The sequence below is a fragment of the Enterobacter sp. 118C5 genome (genome assembly GCF_034107645.1).
In the GTDB taxonomy this organism is placed as follows: domain Bacteria; phylum Pseudomonadota; class Gammaproteobacteria; order Enterobacterales; family Enterobacteriaceae; genus Enterobacter; species Enterobacter nematophilus.
In genome coordinates this window covers 1-16,571 of the sequence record NZ_JAWNEU010000009.1, presented here as the reverse complement: position 1 = coordinate 16,571, position 16,571 = coordinate 1, and the positions used below count along the sequence as shown (strand labels likewise).

General features: G+C 52.8%; 13 protein-coding genes, 1 rRNA gene and 1 pseudogene. 13 read left to right on the top strand and 2 right to left on the bottom strand.

From position 1 onward, the window contains the following. Window positions 1-5: 5 nt before the first annotated feature. The 6 genes and pseudogenes from prmA to UTO39_RS15365 all read left to right on the top strand — a co-directional run bounded on the left by prmA (window position 6) and on the right by UTO39_RS15365 (window position 5,949). Window positions 6-887, top strand: coding sequence for a 50S ribosomal protein L11 methyltransferase (gene prmA, locus UTO39_RS15390; RefSeq protein WP_061096922.1), 882 nt, complete (start codon window positions 6-8; stop codon window positions 885-887). 138 nt (window positions 888-1,025) lie between these two features. Beyond that, window positions 1,026-1,766: a carbonic anhydrase family protein gene (locus tag UTO39_RS15385; protein WP_320727526.1), complete on the top strand. Its 741-nt coding sequence runs from the start codon at window positions 1,026-1,028 to the stop codon at window positions 1,764-1,766. A 330-nt stretch (window positions 1,767-2,096) separates the two neighbouring features. Next, window positions 2,097-3,062, top strand: a complete 966-nt coding sequence (gene dusB, locus UTO39_RS15380; protein ID WP_008502861.1) for a tRNA dihydrouridine synthase DusB — start codon at window positions 2,097-2,099, stop codon at window positions 3,060-3,062. A gap of 23 nt (window positions 3,063-3,085) precedes the next feature. Then, a complete protein-coding gene (gene fis, locus UTO39_RS15375; RefSeq protein WP_000462905.1) occupies window positions 3,086-3,382 on the top strand; it encodes a DNA-binding transcriptional regulator Fis in 297 nt (98 codons plus the stop codon). 181 nt (window positions 3,383-3,563) lie between these two features. Beyond that, on the top strand, window positions 3,564-3,728 hold the full coding sequence (locus UTO39_RS15370; RefSeq protein ID WP_014885446.1) for a DUF2556 family protein: 165 nt from the start codon (window positions 3,564-3,566) through the stop codon (window positions 3,726-3,728). Window positions 3,729-3,866: 138 nt separating this feature from the next. After that, window positions 3,867-5,949, top strand: a pseudogene (locus UTO39_RS15365) (putative bifunctional diguanylate cyclase/phosphodiesterase). Here UTO39_RS15365 and envR read toward each other — a convergent pair. Next, window positions 5,865-6,581, bottom strand: coding sequence for an acrEF/envCD operon transcriptional regulator (envR, locus tag UTO39_RS15360; RefSeq protein ID WP_320727525.1), 717 nt, complete (start codon window positions 6,579-6,581; stop codon window positions 5,865-5,867). The pseudogene UTO39_RS15365 and the gene envR sit on opposite strands and share 85 nt — an antisense overlap. A 384-nt stretch (window positions 6,582-6,965) precedes the next feature. On the opposite strand from envR, the gene UTO39_RS15355 reads away from it, so the two are divergent. The 7 genes from UTO39_RS15355 to UTO39_RS15325 all read left to right on the top strand — a co-directional run bounded on the left by UTO39_RS15355 (window position 6,966) and on the right by UTO39_RS15325 (window position 16,352). Next, entirely contained in the window at window positions 6,966-8,105 is a 1,140-nt protein-coding gene (locus UTO39_RS15355; protein WP_266178940.1) for an efflux RND transporter periplasmic adaptor subunit, read from the top strand. A gap of 11 nt (window positions 8,106-8,116) precedes the next feature. Further along, window positions 8,117-11,230, top strand: a complete 3,114-nt coding sequence (locus UTO39_RS15350; protein WP_320727524.1) for an efflux RND transporter permease subunit — start codon at window positions 8,117-8,119, stop codon at window positions 11,228-11,230. A gap of 302 nt (window positions 11,231-11,532) precedes the next feature. Beyond that, the gene (locus UTO39_RS15345) at window positions 11,533-11,754 is read left to right on the top strand and encodes a lipoprotein (protein ID WP_008502867.1); all 222 of its coding nucleotides are present in this window, start codon (window positions 11,533-11,535) and stop codon (window positions 11,752-11,754) included. 444 nt (window positions 11,755-12,198) lie between these two features. Beyond that, complete coding sequence (locus tag UTO39_RS15340) at window positions 12,199-13,224, top strand: amino acid ABC transporter substrate-binding protein (RefSeq protein WP_061096916.1); 1,026 nt, start codon at window positions 12,199-12,201, stop codon at window positions 13,222-13,224. 67 nt (window positions 13,225-13,291) lie between these two features. Continuing rightward, window positions 13,292-14,473, top strand: coding sequence for an amino acid ABC transporter permease (locus tag UTO39_RS15335; RefSeq protein ID WP_061096915.1), 1,182 nt, complete (start codon window positions 13,292-13,294; stop codon window positions 14,471-14,473). 9 nt (window positions 14,474-14,482) lie between these two features. Beyond that, on the top strand, window positions 14,483-15,586 hold the full coding sequence (locus UTO39_RS15330; protein ID WP_266178937.1) for an amino acid ABC transporter permease: 1,104 nt from the start codon (window positions 14,483-14,485) through the stop codon (window positions 15,584-15,586). 7 nt (window positions 15,587-15,593) lie between these two features. Beyond that, window positions 15,594-16,352: an amino acid ABC transporter ATP-binding protein gene (locus tag UTO39_RS15325; RefSeq protein ID WP_320727523.1), complete on the top strand. Its 759-nt coding sequence runs from the start codon at window positions 15,594-15,596 to the stop codon at window positions 16,350-16,352. Window positions 16,353-16,458: 106 nt separating this feature from the next. Here UTO39_RS15325 and rrf read toward each other — a convergent pair. Next, window positions 16,459-16,571 (bottom strand): 5S ribosomal RNA (gene rrf, locus UTO39_RS15320); the annotation flags it as partial.

The window sequence follows — 16,571 nt, the reverse complement described above, 5'->3', positions numbered from 1 at the left end:
TTGCCATGCCGTGGATCCAACTAAAACTGAACACAACCGGCGCGAACGCCGAAGAGCTGAGCGATGCGCTGATGGAAGCCGGCTCTGTCTCCATCACCTTCCAGGACACGCACGACACGCCGGTCTTTGAACCGCTGCCGGGCGAAACGCGCCTGTGGGGTGATACCGACGTGATTGGCCTGTTTGATGCCGAAACCGACATGAAAGAGGTGGTGGCGATTCTGGAAAACCATCCTCTTCTGGGTGCAGGTTTTGTGCATAAAATCGAACAGCTGGAAGACAAGGACTGGGAACGCGAGTGGATGGACAACTTCCACCCGATGCAGTTCGGCAAACGTCTGTGGATCTGCCCCAGCTGGCGCGAGGTTCCCGATGAAAACGCGGTTAACGTGATGCTCGACCCAGGCCTGGCGTTTGGCACCGGCACCCACCCAACCACGTCCCTGTGCCTGCAGTGGCTGGATGGTCTGGATCTGGAAGGTAAGACGGTGATCGACTTCGGCTGCGGTTCCGGGATCCTTGCGATTGCCGCCCTGAAACTGGGCGCGGCGAAAGCTATCGGGATCGATATCGATCCGCAGGCCATTCAGGCCAGCCGCGATAATGCCGAGCGTAACGGCGTCTCCGATCGCCTGGAGCTATACCTGCCGGAAGCGCAGCCAGAAGCCATGAAAGCCGATGTGGTGGTCGCAAACATCCTCGCGGGCCCACTGCGTGAACTGGCGCCATTAATCAGCGTGCTGCCCGTTGAGGGCGGTCTGCTGGGACTTTCTGGCATCCTGGCAAGCCAGGCAGAGAGCGTTTGCGAAGCCTACGCCGATCTTTTCGCTCTCGACCCTGTTGTGGAGAAGGAAGAGTGGTGCCGTATTACCGGTCGTAAAAAATAAGTATTTGGCGTGGTCCTCTGACCACGCCTTTTCTCCTCGAATATTCCTCCCGCCCCTGGCCTGCCTCCGGTAAAATAACCATGCAAATCATATTGATATGTTTTGATTTGGATAATAAAAATTCACAGGAAGAATATTATGAAACACGTTTATGGCAAGGCAGCGCTGTTAGCGCTGAGCATGATCTCGGCTTCAGCATACGCATCACACTGGAGCTACAAAGGAGAAAGTTCACCGGAGCACTGGGGCGAACTGGATGAAGCGTACAAAACCTGTCAAAGCGGAATGTACCAGTCTCCGATTAATATTGACTCGACCGTTAACGCCCACCTTTCCCCGCTGCAAACGCACTACATCGACGGCCCTGTGACGCTGACAAACAATGGCCATACCATTCAGGCAAGCGAGCAGGCCGACACACGCGACACCATCACGCTGGATAAGCAAACCTGGACGTTACAACAGTTCCACTTCCACGCGCCGAGCGAAAACACCGTGCATGGCAAGCATTACGAAATGGAAATGCACCTTGTGCATAAAAACGCGAAGGGGGAACTGACGGTGGTCGCGGTCATGTTCGACAAAGGGGCCGAGAATCCGGAGCTGGATAAATTGTGGAGCGTGATGCCTCAGCAGGCCGAGCTGAACGTCTCCATCAAGCAGGAGCTCAATCTGAATAAGCTGCTGCCGGATGATAAAACGTACTGGCGCTTTAGCGGTTCGCTAACCACGCCACCGTGTTCAGAAGGCGTCACCTGGATCGTGCTTAAGCATCCTCTGACGGTCTCCGCCGAGCAGCTTGAGAAATTCACCCACACAATGCATCACGATAATAACCGTCCGGTACAGTCCCTCCATGGTCGTCTTGTGGTCGAATAACCTGCATTTTTTGCCCTGAGATCATGTTCTAAAATGCGACGTAGATCGCAATGAAGCGGGGAAATCTGCTGCTAAAAACAGCAGATTATCCCGCTCATATGTCGCATTTATTCAGAATTGATGAGAAGTTACGGGAAATTGTAAGCGCCCATAAAACAACCATTCAAGCATAACCTAATGATTTAAATAATGAATAATTTTCAACAGAAAGATTGAGCGGCGATTCCTTGATCTATAACAGTGGATTGTTCAAAGTTTGGCCTTTCATCTCGTGCAAAAAATGCGTAATATACGCCGCCTTGCAGTCACAGTATGGTCATTTCTTAACTCATGCGCATCGGACACCACCAGCTTAGAAATCGCCTGATCGCAGCCCCAATGGCAGGTATTACAGACCGGCCGTTCAGGACGCTGTGCTATGAGATGGGAGCCGGTTTAACCGTATCCGAGATGATGTCGTCTAACCCGCAGGTTTGGGAAAGCGATAAATCCCGCCTTCGGATGGTGCACATTGATGAACCTGGTATTCGCACCGTGCAAATTGCCGGAAGCGTGCCTGAAGAGATGGCAGATGCCGCGCGTATTAACGTGGAAAGTGGTGCCCAGATTATTGATATCAATATGGGTTGCCCGGCCAAAAAGGTGAATCGCAAGCTTGCAGGTTCAGCCCTTCTGCAATACCCCGACCAGGTGAAAGCTATCCTGACGGCGGTTGTCAGCGCAGTGGACGTTCCTGTTACGTTGAAGATTCGCACGGGTTGGTCGCCGGAACACCGTAACTGTGTAGAGATTGCCCAACTGGCCGAAGATTGTGGTATTCAGGCCCTGACCATCCACGGACGCACTCGCGCCTGTTTGTTCAATGGTGAAGCTGAATACGACAGCATTCGGGCAGTTAAGCAGAAGGTTTCCATTCCGATTATCGCGAATGGCGACATAACTGACCCGCTTAAAGCCAGGGCTGTACTCGACTATACGGGAGCTGATGCTCTGATGATAGGACGTGCAGCTCAGGGAAGACCCTGGATCTTCCGGGAAATCCAGCATTATCTGGACACTGGGGAGCTGCTTGCCCCACTGCCTCTGGCAGAGGTAAAGCGCTTGCTTTGTTCGCATGTTCGGGAACTGCATGACCACTACGGTCAGGCAAAAGGGTACCGAATTGCGCGTAAACACGTCTCCTGGTATCTCCAGGAGCACGCTCCAGATGACCAGTTTCGGCGCACATTCAACGCCATTGAGGATGCCAGCGAACAGCTGGAGGCGTTGGAGGCATACTTCGAAAATCTTGCGTAATGAAATAAAGAGCTGACAGAACTATGTTCGAACAACGCGTAAATTCTGACGTACTGACCGTTTCTACCGTTAACTCTCAGGATCAGGTAACTCAAAAGCCCCTGCGTGACTCGGTTAAACAGGCACTGAAGAACTATTTTGCTCAACTGAATGGTCAGGATGTTAATGACCTGTATGAGCTGGTACTGGCTGAAGTTGAACAGCCACTGTTGGACATGGTGATGCAATACACCCGCGGTAACCAGACCCGCGCTGCGCTGATGATGGGTATCAACCGTGGTACTCTGCGTAAGAAACTGAAAAAATACGGCATGAACTAATTTCGATTAGCTAACTGCTTGTTTAAAAAGGCGCTACCTGGCATGGGGATGCGCCTTTTTTATTGTCGTTTTCTGTCACCGTCAACGCTTTGTAAACCTTCGCTTATCCCGCTTTTAAACCGCATCTTTTCGTGTATATTTCCACCACTTCAGTGGCTCTCTCTTTTCGCGGAATGACACAATGATTCGTAAATACTGGTGGCTGGTTGTCTTTGCAATCTCCGTTTTCCTTTTCGATGCCCTCTTGATGCAGTGGATTGAACTGATGAGCACCGAAACCGACAAGTGCCGCAATATGAACTCCGTCAATCCGCTGAAATTAGTGAACTGTTCAGAACTCGATTAACGTCCTGCCGTCACCGACCTCCCCGTATTACCCACTAAAAACGGGGATTTAAATCCCTTTGAGCCGTTACCTGACGGTGATAATGTCTCGCCCTTCTCTACCTCTCCTGCGTAACGTCATACTCGAGTAGAACCGACCATGCTGGTTAGCCAATACAACCCTATCCTTGTAGCCCTCTCCTTTGCTGTTGCCATCCTTGCCGCTTATACCGCGCTGAATATGGCAGCACGTGTCGCCGGGAGTCAGGGCGTCGCAGCGCGCGTCTGGCTGGCGGGAGGCGGTGTTGCAATGGGCATTGGCGTATGGGCCATGCACTTTATCGGCATGCTGGCGATGGATCTCTCCATGAGCATGAGCTACAACGCGACCCTGACGATTTTATCTATGGTCATCGCCGTGGGGTCGTCACTGTTTACGCTATGGCTCGTCAGCTGTGAACAGCTGCGCATGCGCCGCCTGCTCCCCGGCGCTCTGGTGATGGGAATCGGTATTGTTGCCATGCATTACACCGGTATGGCTGCGCTGGAGGTGGTGCCGGGGATAGTCTGGGACACGCTGTGGGTAGCCATTTCGGTCGTGATTGCGCTTGCCGCTTCGCTTGCGGCATTGTGGCTGACCTTCCGCCTGCGCCACGAAGCCGCTCAGGAGGTGCTGATGCGCCTGGGTGCCGCCATCACAATGGGAATTGCCATCGCCGGTATGCACTACGCCGGGATGAAAGCCGCGCAGTTTCCAATGTCTACCATGGTTCACCATCACGGTATTAACGGCAGCTGGCTGGCCGTGCTGGTCAGCGTCGTCGCGCTCTCTATTCTTGGGATCACCCTGCTGGTGTCGATGCTGGATGCCCGCCTGCAGGCACGAACCGCCCTTCTGGCTTCGTCGCTGGCAGAAGCGAACCGGGAACTTGCGCAACTGGCGCTGCACGATACGCTGACGCGTCTGCCCAACCGTATCCTGCTGGAGGACCGGCTCGATCAGGCCATCAGCAAAGCCGATCGTGAAGGTACCCATTTCGCCCTGATGTTCATGGATCTCGACGGTTTTAAAGCCGTCAATGACGCCTACGGCCATGATGTCGGTGACAGGCTGCTGGTCGCCGTTACGCAGCGTCTGCTGCATCTCCTGAAGGGCCAGTTTACCCTTGCACGCATTGGCGGCGATGAGTTTGTTCTGCTGGCTGAGGGAGAAGGTCCGGACGATGCGGCCTCGCTGGCAAATTCGCTGGTGCGGGCGATCGATAGCCCGTTCACTCTAGACCCCTATGAACTGATGGTAACGCTTAGCATTGGTATCGCCCTCTACCCTCACGACGGCAAAACCGAACCGTGAGCTGATGTTTAACGCCGACGCGGCGATGTATCACACCAAGCATATGGGCCGAAACGGGTATCACTTTTTCCAGCCCTCCATGAACACGCTGGCGCAGACCCATCTTCAGTTAATGAACGATCTGTGGATGGCTATCGATCGTGATGAACTGCGCCTGCTTTATCAGCCAAAATTTCACGCGCCCGCGGGCCCCCTGCTCGGGTTTGAAGCGCTGCTGCGCTGGCAGCATCCGAAGCAGGGTTTACTGACGCCGGATCTTTTCCTGCCGCTGGCGGAAAAAACCGGGCTTATCATTCCTATTGGTAACTGGGTGCTCAATGAAGCCTGTCGCCAGCTGAGGGAATGGCATCTTCAGGGGCATCGAAACTGGTCAATGGCAGTAAACCTGTCGACGCTGCAGTTCGAACAGCCCTCGCTGGTTAAAACAGTGCTCGACTGCCTGGAGCGTCATCACGTCCCGCCGGAAATGTTGATCCTGGAAGTCACGGAAACTACGGCGATGAGCAACCCCGATGAAAGCGTGCGGGTGCTGACAGAGCTTACGGATGCTGGGGTGAAAGCCTCGATTGATGATTTCGGGACCGGATATTCGAGCCTGCTGTATCTCAAGCGTTTACCGGCCTGTGAACTGAAGATAGACAGAGCGTTTGTGAAAGAGTTAAGCGGTGAAAGCGAGGATGCCACCATTGTCTCTGCGATAGTGGCCCTCGCGAAAACGCTCAATCTCAAAGTCGTGGCTGAAGGTGTGGAAACCGAAGCGCAGCAAACCTTTTTGACGGAGCTGGGCTGTAATACCTTACAGGGTTATCTGTTAGGTAAACCCGCCAGCGCGCAGACCATCGAGGCGCTTTGCGCAAGGGGTGAAATGTTGCCAGGCGCTGTGGAGTAATCATCACGAGGCGACACGCGCAAGAGAGGGAGTGTCGCCAGAATACAATCGACCAGGGCTGGCGCCTGCTGATAAAGATTGAAACTGTCGGTATTCATTAACCAGTTTTTAATGATGCCGCTAAAAAAACCGTGGAATACGATTATGGTCAGATCAACGTTCATCTGCGACGAAATGATGTTCCGAGAAATACATTTTTCCAGCGTAACGCGCAAAAAATCATAATTGAACCCAATGCGTTTCCGAATTTCATTCTCTGAAATCATATCGCTAGTAAATTCACACTTATGATACAAAATTTGTAACAGCGCACATTGACGGGGTTCGTGCGCGATATACTGCAACGCAGTAATAAATTGCTCACGAAGCATTAACAACGGGTCATCATTTTCGGAGAGAGAAAGCCTGTCGCGAATGATGTCACGTAGTGGTAATTGCTGTTCCCATATGGCATTAAATATTTCTGCTTTACTGGTAAAGTGCCAGTAGATAGCACCGCGCGTAACCTTTGCGGCATCTGCGATATCCGTCAGCGTCGTGCTGGCTACGCCTCGCGTCGCAAACTGCCCGATAGCCGCCTCTATCAACTGCTGTCGGGTTTGTTGAGCCTCTTCTTTCTTTTTACGCGCCATTGACAGCTACTCTTTACTCACTGGGTATATACGTAACATCAGGTACGGATGGCTGGAAGTATTCACTAAAACCCGTTTTAATTTTGCACAAAAAAAGGCAATTCACTTAATCTATAAGTAACCTAAATACATACCTGGAATTAAATTCACGAAATAAATGATTTGCGTATTAAACCCTATTAACCTGATTTATCGGGCAGAAGTATATCCCTCTTTTCTACGAGACCGATTCTGATTTTCCCCTCAGGCCTCGTCATTCGCACTTATAAATTAAAAAACATTAAATACCCTCATTATTATACGCAGCTACATTTTATTTTTTCCCTCTGCCCCAACTACCGATCTACGGCAAACATCGGTTAATGGGTATTTAAAGGAACAGTAATGACGAATCATTTCAGACGTTTACCCTTAGCCGGTTTCATTGTCTGCGCTGTACTGCTCACTGGATGCGATGGCCAGGAAAATCAACAACAACATGCACAGGCGCCTCAGGTCAGCGTCCATATCGTGAAAAGCGCGCCGCTGGCCGTCACAACTGAACTCCCGGGCAGAACAGATGCGTTCCGCGTTGCGGAGGTTCGTCCACAGGTTAGCGGTATCATTCTGCGTCGCAACTTCACGGAAGGTAGCGATGTAAAAGCAGGGGATTCACTTTATCAGATTGATCCTGCCACCTATCAGGCGGCTTACGACAGCGCGAAAGGCGAGCTGGCAAAGGCGCAGGCGGCAGCCAATATTGCACACCTGACGGTGAAACGTTATCTCCCACTGGTGGGAACACAGTACGTCAGCAAGCAGGAGTATGACCAGGCCGTGGCCACGGCCCAGCAGGCAGATGCCAGCGTTGTCGCCGCAAAAGCGGGCGTTGAAAGCGCACGTATCAACCTTGCGTATACCAAAGTAACGTCCCCTGTCGATGGCCGCATCGGCAAATCCAGCGTGACGGAAGGGGCGCTCGTCACGAACGGGCAAGCCGCAGCGCTGGCGACGGTCCAGCAGCTTGATCCGATTTATGTCGATGTCACCCAGTCGAGCAATGAATTTATGCGCCTGAAGCAGACGAGCCTGCAAAAAGGTGACACGGCCAGCAGCGTTGAGCTGCTGATGGAGAATGGCCAGCCCTATCCGCTGAAAGGCACCCTGCAGTTCTCCGACGTTACGGTGGATGAAAGCACCGGCTCAATCACGCTGCGCGCCATTTTCCCGAATCCTCAACACCTGCTGTTACCGGGGATGTTCGTTCGCGCCCGCATTGATGAAGGCATACAGCCAGATGCCATTCTGGTTCCGCAGCAGGGTGTGACCCGTACGCCGCGAGGCGACGCAACCGTGCTGGTGGTTAATGATAAAAACCAGGTTGAATCACGTACCGTCGTTGCGCCTCAGGCCATTGGCGACCGCTGGCTGGTGACGGAAGGGCTGAAAAACGGTGACCGCGTGATTGTCAGCGGATTACAAAAAGTCAGACCAGGGGCTACCGTCGTCGCCACGCCAGATACCACCACGACTCCCGCCGGTTAAGGAACGACGACATGGCTAATTTCTTTATTCAGAGGCCGGTTTTCGCCTGGGTACTTGCCATCATTTTGATGATTGCAGGCGGGCTGGCTATTCTCAAACTGCCCGTTGCCCAGTATCCGACGATTGCTCCGCCTGCCGTGGCAATTTCCGCAACCTACCCCGGCGCTGACGCCCAGACGGTGCAGGATACCGTGACCCAGGTTATCGAACAGAACATGAACGGCATCGATAACCTGATGTATATGTCTTCCACCAGCGATTCGGCAGGTAATGTCACCATCACCCTGACCTTCGAGTCAGGAACGGATCCGGACATCGCCCAGGTGCAGGTGCAGAACAAGCTGCAGCTCGCCATGCCGCTGCTGCCGCAAGAGGTACAGCAGCAAGGGATTGGCGTTGAGAAATCCAGCAGCAGCTTCCTGCTGGTCGCCGGTTTTGTTTCGGACAACAAAAACCTCACTCAGGATGATATCTCCGACTATGTCGCCTCGAACGTCAAAGATGCTATCAGCCGCACGACGGGCGTCGGCGACGTTCAGCTGTTTGGTGCCCAGTATGCGATGCGCATCTGGCTCGACAGCAACGCGATGAACAAATACCAGCTGACACCGCTGGATATTATCAACCAGTTGAAAACGCAGAACGATCAGATAGCGGCAGGCCAGCTGGGCGGTACGCCGTCTGTGCCCGGACAGCAGTTGAATGCCTCCATCATCGCGCAGACTCGCCTGAAATCACCCGAAGAGTTTGGCCGCGTGACGCTCAAAGTGAACCAGGACGGCTCGATGGTTCACCTGAAGGATGTCGCTCGCATTGAGCTGGGTGGCGAAAACTACAATATGGTGACCAAAATCAACGGGCAGGCAGCCACTGGCCTGGGGATTAAGCTGGCAACCGGGGCAAACGCGCTGGATACAGCGGCAGCCATCAAGAGCAAACTGGCGCAACTGCAACAGTTCTTCCCGCAGGGGCTGAAGGTCGTCTATCCCTATGACACCACGCCTTTTGTGAAAATTTCTATTCATGAAGTGGTGAAGACCCTTTTTGAAGCGATCGTTCTGGTCTTCCTGGTCATGTATCTGTTCCTGCAAAACCTGCGGGCAACCCTTATCCCCACGATTGCGGTGCCGGTCGTGCTGCTGGGGACTTTCGCAGTACTGGCGGCGTTCGGCTTTTCCATCAACACCCTGACGATGTTCGGGATGGTGCTGGCGATAGGGCTGCTGGTTGATGACGCCATCGTGGTCGTTGAGAACGTTGAGCGCGTGATGGTCGAGGACAAGCTGCCGCCGAAAGAGGCCACGCAGAAGTCTATGGAACAGATCCAGGGCGCGCTGGTGGGGATCGCCATGGTTCTCTCGGCGGTCTTTGTTCCGATGGCCTTTTTTGGTGGCTCGACAGGTGCCATCTATCGTCAGTTCTCGCTGACTATCGTTTCCGCCATGGCGCTCTCCGTGCTGGTTGCGCTGATCCTGACGCCTGCACTCTGCGCAACGCTGCTTAAGCCCGTCTCTGGCGATCATCATGAGAAGAAAGGGGGGTTCTTTGGCTGGTTCAATGCGCTCTTTGATAAGAGCGTGGAGCACTACAGCAACAGCGTAAGCGGTATTTTGCGTAAGACCGGTCGCTATCTGGTGGTGTACGTCATTATTGTCGGTGGGATGGCGGTGCTGTTCCTGCGCTTACCTACCTCCTTCCTGCCTGAAGAGGATCAGGGGGTATTTATGACGATGGTCCAACTCCCGGCGGGTGCGACCCAGACGCGTACTCAGCAGGTTCTCGACCAGGTTCAGGACTACTATCTGACCAAAGAGAAAGCGAACGTTGAATCCGTCTTTACCGTTAACGGCTTTAGCTTTAGCGGCCAGGGCCAGAACTCCGGTATCGCCTTCGTTAGCCTGAAGCCATGGGAAGAACGTTCTGGAGAGGAAAATAGCGTTGGGGCCATCGTGGGCCGAGCGACAAAAGCGTTCAGCCAGATTAAAGACGGCCTTGTATTTCCGTTTAACCTGCCTGCCATTATCGAGCTGGGAACCGCAACGGGCTTCGACTTTGAACTTATCGATCAGGCAAACCTGGGGCATACCCAGCTGACGCAGGCGCGTAACCAGCTGCTCGGTATGGTGAAAGAGCACCCTGACCTGCTGGTTCGCGTGCGCCCTAACGGTCTGGAGGATACACCGCAGTTCAAGCTGGACGTCGATCAGGAGAAAGCGCAGGCGCTGGGTATTAGCATATCTGACGTCAACCAGACGATATCGACGGCATTGGGTGGTACCTATGTGAATGACTTTATCGATCATGGCCGCGTGAAAAAAGTTTACGTCCAGGCGGATGCGAAATTCCGTATGTTGCCGGGGGACATCAACAACCTCTACGTGCGCAGCGCGAATGGGGAAATGGTGCCGTTCTCATCCTTCAGCAGCGCTCACTGGGTTTACGGTTCCCCTCGTCTGGAACGCTATAACGGCATGCCGTCCATGGAGATCCTCGGTGAGTCAGCCCCAGGGAAAAGTACCGGTGAGGCCATGGTGATGATGGAAAGCCTGGCGGCAAAACTGCCTTCCGGCATCGGCTATGATTGGACGGGAATGTCTTATCAGGAGCGCCTTTCCGGTAACCAGGCGCCTGCCCTGTACGCCATTTCGCTGATCGTGGTGTTTCTGTGCCTGGCAGCGCTGTACGAAAGCTGGTCCATTCCCTTCTCTGTCATGCTGGTTGTGCCGCTGGGCGTCATCGGGGCGCTTTTCGCAGCGTCGCTGCGCGGGTTAAACAATGACGTCTATTTCCAGGTCGGTCTATTGACGACGATTGGCTTATCGGCGAAAAACGCCATTCTGATCGTCGAATTTGCTAAAGACCTGATGGAAAAAGAAGGTAAAGGGATTATTGAGGCCACGCTGGAAGCCTCACGAATGCGCCTTCGCCCGATCCTGATGACCTCCCTGGCCTTCATTCTTGGCGTTATGCCGCTGGTGGTCAGCTCCGGGGCCGGGAGCGGTGCGCAAAACGCCGTTGGTACGGGCGTAATGGGAGGCATGCTTTCCGCAACGCTTCTGGCGATTTTCTTCGTGCCCGTTTTCTTTGTGGTGGTCCGGCGACGATTTACCAACCATAAGGATTAATATATCCCTGAAGGCACCGTTTGGTGCCTTTTTTATTTTTAATATAAACAAAGGATTAGTCATTATCGGATTGCACATTAAAACCTCATGAGTTTGCATTAAGTAAAAATGCCCTCTTGCGTCTCCATAATTTCTCCATGAATTCATTCATGAAACGTTTTTTCTCCATGATTTTTACAAACTACATAATTTGAGATTATTCCACGTGTAACGGGAACTTATCCTGGTGGTAAAATAATCTCCAGTTCGTTAATAGCCCTCCTGGCTTTGTAGCGAATGAGAAATAATACTGAGGTAACATCATGAAAAGATTCATTTCCGTTGCACTTCTCGCTGCGCTGCTTGCTGGTTGCGCGCACGACTCTCCTTGTGTACCGGTTTACGATGACCAGGGTCGACTGGTCCATACCAATACCTGTATGAAAGGCACCACCCAGGATAACTGGGAAACAGCGGGTGCTATCGCCGGCGGCGCTGCCGCCGTAGCGGGTTTGACGTTAGGTATTGTTGCCCTGACGAAGTAACATCTGCTCAGAAAGCGCGGCTCCGGCCGCGCTTTTGCTTTTAATGAGTGCACCATTTTCTAATAAATAAAAAAGTACCGTATTTATTCTTATATGTAATTTCATCCAACCGCTATCAACACTTTTTTATATCTGATGATTTTCGTACATTAATACTATTGAATACTCTGCCAATATTCACTGCTGAAACTATCTCGTCTTTTATCTCATCCCGATTAAAACTTTTGCTCCAATTTGTGGCACAGGTTGTAATTTCGCACTGTTTCGGGGCGCTCATTTTATTTAAGCCTGTCTACACTCTGCATTAAGCGTTCAGTTATCACTTATTTCGCTGAACGCAAAACTGGCATTACGTTTGCTTTATAAACGTTGGCCAATGCCACAGACAGGTTAAGCGCTTAAAAACGCTTCTATAACAATAAATTTCGCCACACAGGATCCATTATGAAAAAGACGATGATAGCCAGCCTGACCGCTGCAGGCATGTTGTTTGCCATAGCTGGTCAAGCCCATGCGGGAACGACGCTGGATGCCGTTAAAAAGAAAGGTTTTGTTCAATGCGGTATCAGTGACGGTTTGCCTGGCTTCTCTTATGCCGATGCGAACGGCAAATTTACCGGTATCGATGTGGATGTCTGCCGTGGCGTCGCCGCTGCGGTTTTTGGTGATGACAGCAAAGTAAAATACACCCCGCTGACGGCGAAAGAGCGCTTTACGGCGCTGCAGTCCGGCGAAGTTGACATGCTCTCGCGTAATACCACCTGGACCTCTTCCCGTGACGCAGGCATGGGGATGTCATTTACGGGCGTGACCTATTATGACGGCATCGGCTTCCTGACCCACAATAAAGCGGGCCTGAAAAGCGCCAAAGAACTGGACGGCGCCACCGTGTGTATCCAGGCGGGCACCGATACCGAGCTGAACGTCGCGGATTATTTCAAAGCAAATAAGATGAAATACACCCCAGTGACTTTCGACCGCTCGGATGAATCAGCCAAAGCGCTGGAATCTGGTCGCTGCGACACGCTGGCCTCTGACCAGTCACAGCTGTATGCCTTACGCATTAAGCTGAGCAATCCGGCGGAATGGATTGTTCTGCCTGAAGTAATCTCCAAAGAACCTCTCGGACCGGTTGTTCGTCGTGGCGATGAAGACTGGTTCTCTATCGTTCGCTGGACGCTGTTTGCCATGCTGAATGCAGAAGAGATGGGCATCAACTCGAAAAACGTCGATGAGAAAGCGGCGAATCCTTCCACACCGGATATGGCGCACCTGCTCGGTAAAGAAGGTGACTTCGGCAAGGATTTGAAGCTGGATAACAAATGGGCTTACAACATCGTCAAACAGGTGGGTAACTACGCTGAGATCTTCGAGCGTAACGTGGGATCGGAAAGCCCGCTGAAGATCAAACGCGGCCAGAACAATCTCTGGAATAACGGCGGCATTCAGTACGCGCCACCAGTACGTTAAGTCATAGCTGTAACGGGCACTGCTCGGGCAGTGCCCACTCCAGAGTCATGGTTACTGAGGTTTCTTTATGTCCCATCGCCGCTCAGCCGTAAAAGGATCGCTATCCTTTTCTCATCCCGCGGTCCGCGCCTGGCTATTCCAGATTATTGCTATTGTTGCGGTTGTTCTTATCGCCGTGTATCTCATCCATAACACCATCACTAACCTGAATAATCGCGGTATTACCTCCGGGTTTGCGTTTCTGGATCGCAGCGCGGGGTTTGGGATTGTTCAGCACCTTATCGACTATCAGGAAGGAGACACGTACGGACGCGTGTTTGTGGTTGGTTTACTGAATACGCTGTTGGTATCCGCACTGTGTATTGTCTTCGCGTCCATCCTGGGCTTCTTTATTGGGCTGGCGCGTCTTTCTGAAAACTGGCTCCTGCGAAAGCTTTCCACTATTTATATTGAGACGTTTCGCAACATCCCACCGCTGCTGCAGATCTTTTTCTGGTATTTCGCGGTGCTGCGTAACCTTCCCGGTCCCCGCCAGGCCGTCGATGCGTTTGAGCTGTTTTTCCTGAGTAATCGTGGGTTATACATTCCCTCTCCGCAGGTTGCCGAAGGGATTTACGCCTTTATCGTCGCTATTATTGTTGCGCTCGCGATTTCCGTCGGCCTGTTCCGCTATAACCGCAAGCACCAGATTAAAACCGGACAGCTTCGTAAAACATGGCCAACTGCCGCTGCGCTGACTGTTGGCTTACCGTTAGTTGCTCACTGGCTTTTTGGTGCAGCCCTGCACTGGGATATTCCTCATCTGCGCGGGTTCAACTTCCAGGGCGGTATGGTGTTAATTCCTGAACTGGCAGCACTAACGCTGGCGCTTTCAATTTACACCTCCGCGTTTATTGCGGAAATCATCCGCTCCGGGATCCAGGCCGTACCTTACGGGCAGCACGAGGCGGCACGTTCACTCGGTTTGCCGAATACCGTGACGCTTCGCCAGGTCATTATTCCGCAGGCTTTACGGGTGATCGTTCCGCCCCTGACCAGCCAGTATCTCAACATTGTCAAAAACTCGTCGCTGGCAGCTGCCATTGGTTATCCGGATATGGTGTCTCTTTTCGCCGGAACCGTGCTTAACCAGACCGGACAGGCTATAGAAACCATTGCCATCACCATGTCCGTCTATCTGATCATCAGTCTGGCCATTTCGTTGCTGATGAACCTTTATAACCGTCGTATAGCACTGGTCGAGCGCTAAGGATCTATGATGACAAAAGCGATACTGTCGCACTCCTCGCGCCCTGCCAGCTCGACGGGTGGACGTTTTATTCTCTGGGCGCGTAAGAATCTATTCTCCAGCTGGAGTAATAGCCTGCTGACGATTGTCTGCCTGTGGCTCATGTGGGAATTGATCCCTCCCCTGCTGAACTGGGCGGTTATACAGGCCAACTGGGTCGGTTCAACCCGAGCAGACTGCACAAAAGCTGGCGCTTGCTGGGTATTTATTCATGAGCGCTTCGGTCAGTTCATGTATGGATTGTATCCGCATGAACAGCGCTGGCGGATTAATCTGGCGCTGGTCATCGGCCTGCTCTCTATCGCGGTGATGTTCTGGAAAAAGCTGCCTCATCGTGGACGGTATATTGCCGGCTGGGCAGTGGTATATCCAATTATTGTCTGGGTGCTGATGTATGGCGGTTTCCTGGGGCTGGAACGTGTTGAAACACGCCAGTGGGGCGGTCTGACGTTGACGTTGATTATCGCTTCAGTAGGGATCGCCGGCGCGCTGCCGTGGGGCATTTTACTCGCCCTGGGTCGCCGTTCAAAAATGCCGGTCGTACGCGTGCTTTCCGTTATCTTTATTGAATTCTGGCGCGGCGTACCGCTTATCACCGTACTGTTCATGTCGTCGGTCATGCTGCCGCTGTTTATGGCGGAAGGCACAACGATCGACAAGCTGATCCGTGCCCTGGTCGGGGTGATTCTCTTCCAGTCCGCCTATGTCGCTGAAGTTGTGCGCGGTGGCCTGCAGGCGTTGCCCAAAGGCCAGTACGAAGCGGCGGAATCGCTGGCGCTCGGTTACTGGAAAACGCAGGGGCTGGTGATCCTTCCGCAAGCGCTCAAGCTGGTTATCCCTGGGCTGGTCAATACGATCATTGCTCTCTTCAAAGATACCAGCCTGGTGATCATCATCGGATTGTTCGATCTCTTTAGCAGCGTACAACAGGCAACCGTTGACCCTGTCTGGCTGGGTATGTCCACCGAGGGCTATGTCTTTGCCGCTCTGATCTACTGGATCTTTTGTTTTAGCATGTCGCGCTATAGCCAGCATCTGGAAAAGCGCTTTAACACCGGGCGTACACCGCACTGAGGAAATTATGAGCCAGATTACTATGACACCCGCCAACGCGATGATTACGCTGGAAAACGTCAATAAATGGTACGGACAGTTTCATGTCCTGAAGGACATCAATCTTAAGGTAAAGCAGGGCGAACGCATCGTCCTTTGCGGCCCTTCCGGTTCAGGTAAATCCACAACCATTCGCTGTATTAACCATCTTGAAGAGCATCAGCAAGGGCGCATTGTGGTTGATGGTATCGAGCTGAATGAAGATATCCGCAATATCGAACGCGTGCGGCAGGAAGTGGGAATGGTATTCCAGCACTTTAATCTGTTTCCACACCTGACCGTTCTGCAGAACTGTACGCTTGCGCCGATTTGGGTCCGAAAGATGCCGAAACAGGAAGCGGAGGCGCTGGCGATGCACTACCTGGAACGCGTTCGTATCGCGGAGCACGCCAATAAGTTTCCCGGCCAGATCTCGGGCGGACAACAGCAGCGTGTGGCTATCGCCCGTTCGCTTTGCATGAAACCCAAAATCATGCTGTTTGACGAACCAACATCTGCGCTGGATCCCGAAATGGTGAAAGAGGTACTGGATACCATGATTGGGCTGGCGCAATCCGGTATGACGATGCTCTGCGTGACGCATGAGATGGGTTTTGCCAGAACGGTGGCAGATAGGGTGATCTTTATGGACCGCGGCGAGATTGTTGAGCAGGCGGCGCCGGATGAGTTCTTTGCGCATCCGAAGTCAGAACGTACGCGAGCATTCCTTTCGCAGGTGATTCATTAGTCGTTTGCTCTGCCGGGTGGCGGCTTCGCCTTACCCGGCCTACGGTTTGTGCAGGGCAGAAACGCAAAAAGGCCATCCTTGCGGATGGCCTTTTCACTTATTTGATGTCTGGCAGTTCCCTACTCTCACATGGGGAGACCCCACACTACCATCGGCGCTACGGCGTTTCACTTCTGAGTTCGGCATGGGGTCAGGTGGGACCACCGCGCTAAAGCCGCC

Coding starts and splice junctions, on each gene's coding strand:
- UTO39_RS15350 (WP_320727524.1), top strand. CDS start 8,117: ATGGCTAATTTCTTTATTCAGAGGCCGGTTTTCGCCTGGGTACTTGCC.
- prmA (WP_061096922.1), top strand. CDS start 6: ATGCCGTGGATCCAACTAAAACTGAACACAACCGGCGCGAACGCCGAA.
- envR (WP_320727525.1), bottom strand. CDS start 6,581: ATGGCGCGTAAAAAGAAAGAAGAGGCTCAACAAACCCGACAGCAGTTG.
- UTO39_RS15355 (WP_266178940.1), top strand. CDS start 6,966: ATGACGAATCATTTCAGACGTTTACCCTTAGCCGGTTTCATTGTCTGC.
- dusB (WP_008502861.1), top strand. CDS start 2,097: ATGCGCATCGGACACCACCAGCTTAGAAATCGCCTGATCGCAGCCCCA.
- UTO39_RS15340 (WP_061096916.1), top strand. CDS start 12,199: ATGAAAAAGACGATGATAGCCAGCCTGACCGCTGCAGGCATGTTGTTT.
- UTO39_RS15335 (WP_061096915.1), top strand. CDS start 13,292: ATGTCCCATCGCCGCTCAGCCGTAAAAGGATCGCTATCCTTTTCTCAT.
- UTO39_RS15370 (WP_014885446.1), top strand. CDS start 3,564: ATGATTCGTAAATACTGGTGGCTGGTTGTCTTTGCAATCTCCGTTTTC.
- UTO39_RS15345 (WP_008502867.1), top strand. CDS start 11,533: ATGAAAAGATTCATTTCCGTTGCACTTCTCGCTGCGCTGCTTGCTGGT.
- UTO39_RS15385 (WP_320727526.1), top strand. CDS start 1,026: ATGAAACACGTTTATGGCAAGGCAGCGCTGTTAGCGCTGAGCATGATC.
- UTO39_RS15325 (WP_320727523.1), top strand. CDS start 15,594: ATGAGCCAGATTACTATGACACCCGCCAACGCGATGATTACGCTGGAA.
- UTO39_RS15330 (WP_266178937.1), top strand. CDS start 14,483: ATGACAAAAGCGATACTGTCGCACTCCTCGCGCCCTGCCAGCTCGACG.
- fis (WP_000462905.1), top strand. CDS start 3,086: ATGTTCGAACAACGCGTAAATTCTGACGTACTGACCGTTTCTACCGTT.